We start from the raw sequence: 12,275 nt of genomic DNA, 5'->3' as shown, positions 1-12,275 counted from the left end.
GGACGGGAGAGTGTGTAAGCAATGAAAATTTTGCATACAGGGGATTGGCATTTGGGGCGAACGTTAGAAGGGAGAAGTAGACAGGAGGAGCAAGAGGCATTTATTGATGAGCTTGTTACTATTGTGAGAGAGTACAAGGTGGATCTCATTTTAATGGCGGGGGATGTATATGATAGTGTGAATCCGCCTGCCATGGCAGAAAAGCTATTTTATGAGGCTTGTGCTAGATTAACCGCAGAGGGAAGTCAGCTTGTTATTATTGCAGGTAATCATGATCAGCCAGAACGTGTAGCGGCATCTTCACCACTTGTTGCAGCCCAAGGCATTGCACTACTCGGACTTCCTGTGGCTTCACCTATTTATGTCAATGTTGCACGTACAAATGAGCAAGCAATTATTGCGGCATTACCCTATCCTTCTGAAGCAAGATTAAGTGAGTTGCTCTCCTTAGATGAAAGTGAACAGGCACTTCGTGTTCAATATAGTGCAAAGGTCGGCAAATTGATGGCACAAATGGGACATTACTTTAAAGAGGATACTGTTAATTTAGCGATGAGCCATATTTATGTGCTAGGTGGATTAGAAAGTGATTCAGAGCGTCCAATCCAAGTTGGTGGCGCATATACGGTGAGCCCTTCTGAACTAAATATTGGTGCACAATATACTGCCCTTGGACACCTTCATCGCCCTCAGCAGGTAAAAGGAGAAGGGATTATTCGCTATAGTGGCTCTCCTTTAGCTTATAGCTTCTCAGAGGCAGGACAGACTAAATCGGTGATGCTGCTTGATATTGCCCCTGGACAGTCACCTGTGCTAGAGGAAATTTATTTGTCCTGTGGACGTCCATTGCTTAAATGGAGATGTCAAGGCGGCTTGGAGGAGGTACAGCGGTGGTTGGACGAGGGACGTGATAACCAAGCGTTTATTGATCTTGAGATCAAATTAACAGAAGCGATGTCACTAGGGGACATCCACGCACTTCGCAAAGCGCATCAAGGCATTATTCATATTCGTCCTATCTATCCAGAGCAAGAGCAGGAGCTAAGTGCTTCAGAGCGTGCTAGCTTATCAATTTCCGAAATGTTTACCCATTTTTATACCCGTCAGCACGGGGGAGCTGAGCCAGAGCGGGAGCTAGTGGAGCTGTTTATGTCCTTAGTTGAGGAAAATAAGGATAGCTTGATCGAAGAGGGGGCGGAGTAGATGAAGCCAATCCATTTGAAAATTTCAGGTTTACAGAGCTACCGCCAAATGCAGGAGATTGATTTTTCTGCACTTTGTGAGATGGGCTTGTTTGGTATATTTGGTCCTACTGGAAGTGGGAAGTCTACGATTTTAGATGCGATAACACTTGCGATGTATGGAAAAGTAGGTAGAGCGTCAGGAGGCACCCAAGGTATTATGAATCAATCTGAGGATGCCCTGTTTGTCTCCTTTACGTTTGAGCTTACCTCTGCTAAGGGTAAAGAGCGATATCGTGTGGAACGTAGATTTAAGCGGACAAATGAGCTTTCAATTAGTAATACAATTAGCCGATTTATTGCGGTTACAGAGCAGGGAGAAACGGTTGTTGCGGATAAGCTGGCTGATGTGACAAAATGTGTCGAGCAAAAAATTGGACTTAAGCTAGATGATTTCACGCGAGCGGTCGTTTTGCCACAGGGGAAGTTTGCAGAGTTTCTGTCGCTTAAAGGTGTAGATCGTAGGGCGATGCTTCAACGTCTTTTTCACCTAGAGCAATATGGGGATGTGCTTGGGCAAAAGGTTAATCGTTATGTGAAGGAGCATGAGCAAAAGTTACGGGAGCTTCAAGCGGAGCAACAAGGCTTAGGTGCCGCCTCATTTGAGCAGGTGGAAGTGATTGATTCTAGGTGGCAATTGGCTGTCATGTATACCAAGGAGAGACAAGAGGTACTCGAACAGGCTCAGGGGCAGTTACAGCAGCTAACACTTAAAAGACAATGGAGCCGCGATTTAGAGCAAGCTTTAGCGCAGAAAAATATGCTAGAGGTAGGACGCGCTGAAGTTGAAAAAATGCAGATGAAGCTGACAAGGGCAAATGAGGCGTTAGCTTTAAAGTCACCTTTAACTATACTCAAGCAGCTACAACATCAAGTATCCACACTTGAGCTAGGGCTACAGCAGGCATCTGCTAGCTTGGAGACTGCAAATAAAGAGCGCGAGACGGCATCCATAGCGCTAAAGGAAGCAAAAGAGCAGTTAGCTCAAAATGAGCCTCAGTTGCTTCAACGTATTGAGCAATTAGAGCAAGCTCAGCTACTAGAAAAGGAATGCGTAAAGCTTCAAGATGAAAGCTTACATATGAAAGCTCAGTTAGCTGATATGGAATCAAAAAGGGAGCAAGCCCAGCACTTATTAAGCAAAGAAGAGCAGTTATTGGTCAAGGCGCAGCATCGAAAGGTAGAGCTTGAACAGCAGGCATTACTTAATGAAGTAAAGCCTTTGGAACGCAAGCAAGCCCAAGAGGCGTTGCGGGAAGAGCAAGCTGCAATTCAGCTCAGAGCTCAGCTAGAGGCTTTAGCCAAGGAAGAGCAGTTGTGGAGCAACAAGGCGTTAGAAATGCAGAAGCAAATGGCAACACTTCAAGCAGAGCAAGTCATGCTTAACGACCAACTTAAGGAGACATTACAGCAACTACATGATTTGATGGAGCAGCAAATACAAGCTAGGAATGAAGTAAAGTCTTGGCAGATAAAATTACAAACGGTCCAACGCCAGTTACAACAGTTAAGTGAGCATGAACAAAAGCTTAGATGGGCTTCACAGCTCGCATCAGGCTTAGTAGAAGGAGAGCCTTGCTTAGTATGTGGCTCGATACATCATCCAGCTCTAGCCAACTCTGAACAGCTAGAGGTCTCTCATCACGAGCTACAAGCGCAATTTAATGATATCCAGAGTTGGGCATCGGAGTTTAATAAACTAGAATATCGTTATGAACGTAGCATTGAGCAGCTGGTGTCTTTAATAGAAAATATAAAAGAGTTAGAGCCAATAGATGGGTTAGAGTCTTTACAGGACCAAATGCAGGAGACTGCAGTTGGAATTTCAAGTCAAATAAATTTACCTCCCAGTGAAGAAAATGAAGCACAGACTCAGTCTATTACATTTTGGACGAGGGAATTAGAGGCTTGTGGTGAGCAACTACACCAATTTGAACAACAATGTTCAGCAGAACAAACTGTTATAGCACAGTGGATACAGACGGTAAAGCAAATTCAAGTCGCTTGGCGAAAGCTAGCTCCAGCAAGATTAACAACTGCAGGTGAACAAGCTGCATTGGAGGGAAAGAGACAAGAACTTGCAGATCAAAAGAAGTTATTACATGCGCAACTACAACAATATCAAGCTATATTAGCGCAGCTTCCTTTGCAAAGCAGTCAGGAAGATATGGATAAGGGGCCAGCCGCATTGCGGTGGGAGGAAATAGAGCGCAAGGATGTACAAGCAGAGGACATTAAAGAGCGTTTAGCACGTAGCTTGCCTTTTATTGAGGAAACTACAGCTAAGATTGGACAGCTAAAGGATGGGCTTATTGAGCTAGACAAGCAACGGGTGCAATTATCGACTCAACTGGAGGGCAAAAATGAATTGCTAGCAGAAAAGCAAGCTCGCTTGAAGTTATGGAGTCAAGGGCAAGCGGTGGCACCTTTGTTAACAGATGTACAACAACAGCTTGTAAAATTACGTTTTCTAGCTAAAACCTGTGAAGAACAATATGAGCTAGCGTTAAAAATTTTCCATGAGCGCTCTACGGGGTATGGTATAGCTGAGCAAGCCTTAGCAAGTGCAAAGGAACAATGGAGCAAGCAACAGTTAACATGGGAGCAAGCACTAGCTCAATCCTCATTTGAGAGTGAAGCTGAAGTTAATGAAGCGTGGATGGAGTCAGACCAAATACTACAGTACACAACGCGAATTGAACAACATCTAAATTTACAACGTCAGCTAGAAGTTACAATTAAAGACTTACAGTCTAAGCTTGGTGAAGAGCGGATAGACGAAGCGATGTGGAAGCAGAAGCAAATAGAGGTAGAGCAAGCTAAAAGCGATGCTGAGCTAGCAGTGCGTCATGTCGCTAGGCTTGAGCGTGATTTAGAAGATATTAAGCATAGAAATACTAGGTGGCAGCAGCTAGAAGAGCAAGGATCAAAATTGCAGCACAAGCTTAATTTATTACTAAAGCTACAAACCTCGTTACGTGGAAATGCTTTTGTTGAGTACATTGCAGAGGAGCAACTGATGAATGTAAGTCGTTCCGCGTCGGAGCGTCTTAAATATTTAACAAACCAGCGTTATGCGTTAGAAAGTGACTCTAGTGGTGGTTTTGTTATTCGTGATGATGCGAATGGAGGGGTAAGAAGACCGGTTGGTACTTTGTCTGGTGGTGAGACCTTTTTGACATCGTTAGCCCTTGCACTTGCGTTGTCAGCACAAATTCAGCTTCGTGGACAATATCCATTACAATTTTTCTTCTTGGATGAAGGCTTCGGCACATTAGATCCAGAATTGCTGGATACCGTTATTACTTCACTAGAGCATTTACATCATGAGCATTTGGCAGTGGGTATTATAAGCCATGTGCCTGAGCTTCGTGCTCGTCTGCCACGTAAATTAATTGTAGTTCCTGCCGAGAGTGGAGGAGATGGCTCAAAAATTGTGCTTGAGAAGCTGTAACTAGGCCATAAAGAGTTAAGGGAAATGGGGAAGGGTAGTAATTAAGGCACAGGATCTCATTGAAGCTACTACTATTGCTATGCAAGATCTATTTATTTTGTTAGGCTACAAATCATTTGGAATTAGAACTCTGCAACAAGCAAACGAGGAAAATAATTACTTGCTTCCTTAAATATTGGAGAGCGTAGCATTTATTTTTATTAACATAAGCATTATTACGTGATGGGGCCAAAATTTAGTATTCCTTAATTTGGATTATTTTTATTTAGTGTGAACTAAATCACAGATACAGCTTCATCCCCCTGTTATACTACAGTTAAGCCGACATCATTTTTGCAAGCACCCCGTCGGACGTATTGGTAACAGAGCTTAATCGTTGTGTACAATACGTCCGTGCGACCAGCTTTTTTTCGATTGAGAAGAAGCAGGGTGCTTCTTTTTTTTGTCTTTTTTTATGTTGTCATTAGCTACCATCACGTATTTAGGAGTGCTATACTTAAAAAAATAAATATAATAAGTCGGGAGGATAAAACATGGAAAATTGTTTGTTTTGTAAAATTGTTGAAGGCACCATTCCATCTAATAAAGTGTATGAGGACGAAAAGTTTCTAGTCTTTCACGATATTCAGCCAGCCGCACCTGTACATGTGTTAATCATACCGAAAAAGCATATTGCATCAGCAAACGAGCTCCAAGGCGATGATTTCTCGTTGATCGGTGATTTGCACAAAGTAGCACAACAGGTTGCTCAGCAATTAGGTGTTGCTGATACAGGTTATCGTTTAATCAACAATTGTGGTGTTGATAGCGGACAAGCAGTACATCATATTCACTACCATCTTTTAGGTGGTGTTAAGCTTGGTGCATTAGTCGGAATTTCAGACTCACATGCATAATCGTTTTCTTTTTTAATTTAATATATGGAATTTTTGTGTGAATTTAGGCCGTATTAAGGGCTAAATAATGCAAATATTTGTTTTCGAAAATAAATTTGTAAAATTGATGTATAAAAATACGTCTCGTCAGGTTGACACTCTAAATATAATTCCCCTATAATGAAGTGTGATGAACCGTGTTATAGCTCTTGGACGGTCTGGTCGGAGGGAGGGAAAACTGGTGTCTGAAACTAAAGTTCGCAAAAATGAAACTATTGATGCTGCACTTCGTCGCTTTAAGCGCTCCATTGCAAAGGATGGCGTATTGGCTGAGGTGAAGAAACGCAAACATTATGAAAAGCCAAGCGTTAAGCGCAAGAAAAAGTCTGAGGCTGCTCGTAAGAGAAAGTTTTAGGAGGATTAAGCGATGAGTCTTAGCGAGCGATTGAACGAAGATATGAAGCAAGCGATGAAGAGTCAAGACAAGTTCAAACTCTCCACTATTCGATTGATTCGTGCAACGATTAAAAATCTTGAGATAGATTTGAAAAGAACTTTGAACGATAATGAAGTGCTTGATATCCTAAGTCGTGAAATCAAACAGCGCAAAGATGCCCTCCAAGAATTTACAAAAGCGGGTCGAGAAGATTTGGCTGATAAGGTGAAGGCTGAGGCTGAATTTATCGCCGAGTACCTTCCCCAGCAACTTACTGAAGAAGAAATAAAAGTCATTGTACAGCAGACCATCCAGGAAACCGGTGCTTCTTCAAAAGCTGATATGGGGAAAATCATGAGTGCATTAATGCCCAAGGTTAAGGGGCGGGCCGATGGCAAGTTGGTAAACCAAGCTGTTCAAGAACTGCTCCAATAACCTACAATGCTTTGGCATTGTATTTATAAAAAGCAACAAGCTCTTAAGTTAAGAGACTTGTTGCTTTTTTATTTTAGTTTTGAATGCTCATTGTTCTTCTCATAAATCCATGTCTACTAGCATAATTTGTATAGTACACCGTATAAGTGTAATAGCGAAGTGATTATGGGGAGGAGAATAGGTATAATGAGCCAAATATCCCGCAGATTTCGCAAATGGACGGCGGATAAGCTGGACCTGCCTAATGATTTAGTATTTAATTTGCCGAGGCTCACCTTAATTGGGGGCAAGCAATTATACATAGAGAATCATCGCGGGGTAAAGCACTTCTCCCCTGAGTTGCTACATTTAAAGCTAACTGAAGGTTATCTAGAGGTAACTGGAAGCGAGCTGGTGATTCAAGCCATAATGCCTGATGAAATCGTCGTAGAAGGTGTTATTTCTGATATCAAATATAGGGGAGCGGGGGAGAAATAAATGAGATCACCAATGTTATCTTCAATCAAAGGGATTGTCACTATTGTTGTATCAGGGGACAATCAGTCCCAGTTCATTAATGAAATGACAAAGGAAGGAATAGTTGCATGGGACTTAAAGCCATTAGCAGATGGAGGGTTACGGTTAAAGGTGTCAATTCCTCATTTCTTTCTGCTTCGTCCAGTGTTAAAGCGGACAGGCTGTAGATTAACAATCCAAAAGCGCTCTGGACTCCCCTTTACACTATCTCGTCTTTGGAAACGTAAGGGGTTTATAATTGGCTTTATTTTATTTACGAGTCTTATTTTTGGACTGACTTCTATTGTATGGGATGTACAGGTACAAGGGAATCATAAAATAGCGGAGGAAGATATTTTACGTGTTGCGAAGGAAGAAGGGTTACACCGTTATCAGTGGATATACAATTTAAGCACTCAGGACAAGCTGGCCGCGGCATTAACGCGGAAGCTTCCTACTGCTTCCTGGGTGGGTATCTCTAGAGTTGGGACTAAATATGTCATTGAGGTGGTGGAGGCATCACAGCCTAAAGATAAAAACCTGTTAACGCCCCATCATCTTGTCAGTAAAACAGATGCAGTCATCAGTCACATTTACGCTGAAAGAGGACAACCACGTGTTAAAAAAAATGATCGAGTCCGCAAAGGACAAATTTTGATTTCAGGTATACAGGGTGGGCAAACTGTTGTTTCTAAAGGTGTAGTGAAGGGGATTGTCTGGCACGAATATGACATTTCTGTTCCACTTACCTATAAGCAAAAGGTTTATACTGGAAATGTGAAGCGTAAAGGTTACTTATATTTTGGACAAACCGCAATTCAATTATCTGGTTATGGTAAAAATGATTATGATAAGTATAGAGTGCTTAGTGATCTAAATCCTGTGAGATGGAGAGATTTAAAGCTTCCATTCGGATATTTGACAGAGAGTATATTTGAAACGACAGAAATGGATCTAACACGAACGATAAAACAAGCTCAGCTTGAAGGAATCGAGCGTGCCAGAAGTGATGTTTTAGCGAAATATGGAATAGACAGTGTCATTCAGTCGGAAAAAATTTTGCATGAGAAGACAGACAATGGTAAAGTTTATATGAAAGTGCTTTTTGAGGTAGAGCAAGATATTACGGAGGAACTTCCTTTAGTACACAGTCAAGGAGAATGAGGCTACTTGTCAGAAAAAACAACCAATATCAAATTAAGTCTTTTGAATGCATCAGAAGGGTTATCTTTGTTTGGTCCTCAAGATGTATTTCTAAAGCTGATTGAACAAAGTTTTAAAGTAAGCATTGTGTTAAGAGAATCTGAAATCACAATTCGTGGTGATGAAGCTGAGCTTCAAATGCTACAACAGTTATTTGATGTATTACTTGAGTTAGTACGTAATAGCTATATTTTGACAGAAAGAGACGTTATGTATGCGATTAGTTTGGCAAAGGAATTACGTGCCGATCAATTGCTTGATCTATATAAAGGTGAAGTCGCAATTACATTTCGTGGTAAACCAATACGGGTTAAGACGATTGGACAAAAGCATTATGTAAGCACAGTAAAAAAACGGGATGTCGTGTTTGGTATTGGTCCAGCAGGAACAGGTAAAACCTATTTAGCTGTCGTTTTAGCGATCTCTGCACTTAAAGAAGGTTCAGTGAAACGTATTATTTTAACTCGTCCAGCAGTCGAAGCGGGTGAAAGCTTAGGTTTCTTACCAGGAGACCTACAAGAGAAGGTTGACCCGTATTTACGTCCGCTTTATGACGCGTTATATGATGTTATGGGACCGGAACAAACAGCTAAAGCATTAGAACGGGGGTTAATTGAAATTGCACCTCTTGCCTATATGCGTGGCCGTACGTTGGATGATTCCTTCATTATTTTGGATGAGGCACAAAATACAACTCCTGAGCAAATGAAAATGTTTTTAACACGTTTGGGTAATGGCTCAAAGATGGTCATCACGGGTGATGTTACACAAATTGATTTACCTAGAGGCAAAAAATCAGGATTGATTGAAGCTCGGAAAATTTTGCAGGATATTGAGGAAATTGGTTTTGTGGATTTCATGGAAAGTGATGTTGTAAGACATTCACTTGTACAAAAAATTATCGTAGCATATGATGCAGCTGCTGAAAAATATGAAGCTTAATCTAAACAAAAATAATATCACTAAGTTTTAAAAATTCAGGAGGGCTATAACTATGACCCCTAATGAGCAGGCAAAGGGTAAGGAATTGCAATCTAATAATGTGGGTTGGAGAAGTAGTGTCGCAGTTCGATATGCTTTATACGCATTATTAGTACTCATGGTTTATTTCAGTCTGGCGCCAAAGTTGTTGCCAGAACGATATGACATTCAAGTAGGGATGCCAAGTGAAAAGCAAATTCTTGCACCTATGGAAATACCTGACACAAAAGCGACATTAAAGGCACAGGAAGAAGCTGCTGATCGAGTCGGAGAAAGTTATAGTATTATTCCACTACGCAATGAAAATTTAGTGAATAACTTAATGGATCGCATTTTTCGTCTTAATCAAGACGATCTAGTGTCAACAGAAGAAAAAATTAGTATTTATCGTGAAGACCTACAACGGATGCCCAAAGATTATATTGCTACATTTATCCGAAATAATCGTAATTCCGGTACATATTCTACTACTTTGCTGCAAGAAATGGCACAACGTATAGAAGAGCAGGAATATAAAATTTCTGAGGAAACATTTATAAAAATCCCACGACTGACTTCAGATGATATAAATGAAATGAAGCCAGTTGCTGTAAATATCGTATCTAGATTAACGGCAGATCAAATCAGTGAAGCTCAAACGGCTCGGGCAAAGGTAGCTGAAATGGTAAGTACAAGCTCTTTGTCCAAGCGTGCAGCTCGTGAGGTTGTACAGGAGCTTGCTCGTGTAGCCATTACGCCAAACAAGTTTTATGATGAAGAGGCAACAAAGGCTGCCAAAGTAGACGCACGTGAAAATACGCCTACTGTTTATATTAAACAAGGGGATGTACTAATTCAAAAGGGTGAAAAAATTACCCAGGAAATGTACACACTCCTAGAAAAAAATAGTCTATTAAAGGATGAAGTTAACTATTGGCCTCAATTAGGCTTATTGGTGATGTCCTTGTTGTTAGTCCTTGGAATTGTAATGTTTATAAGACAAACGGAGCATGTTGGGAAAGTAAAGTATAATAACTCCCAATACGTAATGCTTGCTTTAATATTTACAATTACGATTTTGTCCATGGTGATCATTAGTGTTTTACAAAATGAGACTCGGATTTATTTTGGTTATTTAGCACCAATAGCTACAGGGGCAATGTTAATAACGTTATTGATTGATGTTCCTCTAGCGTTCATCTCTTCTATTATATTTAGTATATTAGCGAGCATTATTTTTAATGTAGATCAAGGACATATTTTTGATTATCAATTTGGGTTCTATGCTATTGTAACTTCATTGGCATCGATTTATTCGATTCATCGTGCAAGTCAACGCTCTTCCCTATTGAAAGCGGGGATTATGAACTGCCTATTTGGTGCTATTTCTGTATTTGCAATGATCGTGATCGATAATCATAGCTGGAATCAATCCAGCACGTTGTATGCGATTGGTGCCGCAATTATTGGTGGTTTACTTACTACTATTTTAGTCATTGGGCTAATGCCATTTTTTGAAGTGACATTTGGTATTTTATCAGCACTTAAACTAGTGGAGTTGTCTAACCCAAATCATCCATTACTTCGCAAATTGTTAATCGAAGCACCAGGTACGTATCATCATAGTGTGATGGTGGGTAATTTGTCTGAGGCAGCAGCTGAAGCAATTGGTGCAAATGGACTGTTGTGTAGGGTGGGCTCTTATTATCATGATGTAGGGAAAACAAAACGCCCTTCGTATTTTATTGAAAATCAAAATAATATTGAGAACCCTCATGATTTTATTGATCCAAAGCTAAGTAAATCAATTATTATTGCACATGCCCACGATGGGGCACAGATGCAAAAGGAATATAAATTACCTAAACCAATTCGTGATATCGCAGAGCAACACCATGGTACAACGTTTTTACACTATTTTTATCACAAAGCACTTAAGCAAGCGGAAGAGCAAGGGGTTCAGCCAGACTTTACTGAAGACGATTTTAGATATCCTGGTCCCAATGCCCAATCTAAGGAAGCCGCAATTGTAGGAATTGCTGATAGTGTAGAAGCAGCCGTTAGATCATTACGTAAGCCAACTGTTGAGCAAGTGGAATCAATGATTGAGAAAATTATTAAAAGTAGACTTGATGATCATCAGCTCAACGAGTGTGATTTAACGTTAAGAGAGCTTGATATTGTAGGTAAAACATTAAAAGAAGCAGTAATGGGGATTTTCCACTCCCGTATTGAATATCCACCAGATGCTAAAAAGCCAGAACTAAGGGAGCAAAACAAGGAGAGTGACCAACAATGAGCCTAGAATTGGCTTGGAGTAATGAACAAGAAAATCATGAAATTTCAGAAGAGTTTATTACTTTATTAAATCAAATTTTACAAAAGGCTGGAGAAGCTGAAGGCGTTACAGATGGAGAGGTTGCCCTTACCTTTGTTACCAATGAAAAAATCCATGAGCTTAATTATGCCTACAGAGGTATTGATCGTCCAACAGATGTTCTTTCCTTTGCATTAAATGAATCGATGGATGAGGAACCAGAAATTGTATACGAGCTTGAGGATGGAGAAGAATTAGAATTTGGCGATATGCTTGGAGATATTATAATTTCTGTAGAGCGTGCACAGGAGCAAAGTGAAGAATATGGACATTCACTTGAAAGAGAGCTTGGTTTTTTATTTGTCCATGGATTTCTACATTTGTTAGGGTATGACCATCAGGATGCTGCAAGCGAAGCCGAAATGATGGGGAAACAAGAAGCTGTATTGAAGCAAGTTGGACTTGTACGATAATGAAACCGCAAAAATATAAGCTAATTGATAGCTTCCGTTTTGCATTTCAGGGCATCCAATCGACATTTAAAACAGAAAGAAATTTTCGTATTCATCTCGTTGCAGCAATCCTTGTCATGGTGTGGGCATGGATATTGAAAATACCGACATGGGATTTTGCTTTATTACTAATCGTAATTGCCCTAGTCCTATGTGCAGAATTACTTAATACTGCGATTGAAGCGGTTATAGATCTTGTTAGTCCAGAGTGGCATCCACTTGCTAAAGTGGCGAAAGACACCGCAGCGGGGGCTGTACTCGTTTCTGCGGTGTTTGCTGTCGCTGTAGGTCTGGTTATATTATATAAACCATTGATGATATGGTTAGGCTTAAATTAGGAGGTTTTT

At 40.6% G+C, this 12,275-nt stretch carries 11 protein-coding genes; all 11 read left to right on the top strand.

Translation table 11 applies throughout. From position 1 onward, the window contains the following. The first annotated feature begins 21 nt into the window (after positions 1-21). The 11 genes from ABE099_RS10225 to ABE099_RS10175 all read left to right on the top strand — a co-directional run bounded on the left by ABE099_RS10225 (position 22) and on the right by ABE099_RS10175 (position 12,266). A complete protein-coding gene (locus ABE099_RS10225) occupies positions 22-1,203 on the top strand; it encodes an exonuclease SbcCD subunit D (RefSeq protein WP_430029923.1) in 1,182 nt (393 codons plus the stop codon). Then, the gene (locus tag ABE099_RS10220; RefSeq protein WP_430029921.1) at positions 1,204-4,695 is read left to right on the top strand and encodes an AAA family ATPase; all 3,492 of its coding nucleotides are present in this window, start codon (positions 1,204-1,206) and stop codon (positions 4,693-4,695) included. A 533-nt stretch (positions 4,696-5,228) separates the two neighbouring features. Then, the gene (locus ABE099_RS10215; RefSeq protein ID WP_430029919.1) at positions 5,229-5,591 is read left to right on the top strand and encodes a histidine triad nucleotide-binding protein; all 363 of its coding nucleotides are present in this window, start codon (positions 5,229-5,231) and stop codon (positions 5,589-5,591) included. A 220-nt stretch (positions 5,592-5,811) separates the two neighbouring features. Further along, positions 5,812-5,985, top strand: coding sequence for a 30S ribosomal protein S21 (gene rpsU, locus ABE099_RS10210; RefSeq protein ID WP_005547957.1), 174 nt, complete (start codon positions 5,812-5,814; stop codon positions 5,983-5,985). 12 nt (positions 5,986-5,997) lie between these two features. Then, entirely contained in the window at positions 5,998-6,441 is a 444-nt protein-coding gene (locus ABE099_RS10205; RefSeq protein WP_210087998.1) for a GatB/YqeY domain-containing protein, read from the top strand. Positions 6,442-6,627: 186 nt separating this feature from the next. Continuing rightward, positions 6,628-6,918 (top strand): sporulation protein YqfC, encoded by a 291-nt coding sequence (gene yqfC / locus ABE099_RS10200; RefSeq protein ID WP_430029917.1) that lies wholly within the window; start codon positions 6,628-6,630, stop codon positions 6,916-6,918. Further along, positions 6,919-8,100, top strand: coding sequence for a sporulation protein YqfD (yqfD, locus tag ABE099_RS10195; protein ID WP_430029915.1), 1,182 nt, complete (start codon positions 6,919-6,921; stop codon positions 8,098-8,100). A gap of 6 nt (positions 8,101-8,106) precedes the next feature. Further along, complete coding sequence (locus tag ABE099_RS10190; RefSeq protein WP_430029912.1) at positions 8,107-9,081, top strand: PhoH family protein; 975 nt, start codon at positions 8,107-8,109, stop codon at positions 9,079-9,081. Between the two features lie 52 nt (positions 9,082-9,133). Beyond that, positions 9,134-11,398, top strand: a complete 2,265-nt coding sequence (locus ABE099_RS10185; protein ID WP_430029910.1) for an HD family phosphohydrolase — start codon at positions 9,134-9,136, stop codon at positions 11,396-11,398. Continuing rightward, the gene (ybeY, locus tag ABE099_RS10180) at positions 11,395-11,889 is read left to right on the top strand and encodes an rRNA maturation RNase YbeY (protein WP_430029908.1); all 495 of its coding nucleotides are present in this window, start codon (positions 11,395-11,397) and stop codon (positions 11,887-11,889) included. Before ABE099_RS10185 ends, ybeY begins: the two co-directional genes overlap by 4 nt. Beyond that, positions 11,889-12,266, top strand: a complete 378-nt coding sequence (locus ABE099_RS10175) for a diacylglycerol kinase family protein (RefSeq protein ID WP_430029906.1) — start codon at positions 11,889-11,891, stop codon at positions 12,264-12,266. Before ybeY ends, ABE099_RS10175 begins: the two co-directional genes overlap by 1 nt. Positions 12,267-12,275 lie beyond the last annotated feature (9 nt).

The sequence above is a fragment of the Paenibacillus turicensis genome, assembly GCF_050461185.1.
Classification (GTDB): Bacteria; Bacillota; Bacilli; order Paenibacillales; family Paenibacillaceae; genus Fontibacillus; species Fontibacillus turicensis_A.
Note: the sequence above shows the minus strand (reverse complement) of the source record. Positions and strands in the feature narration are given on the sequence as shown.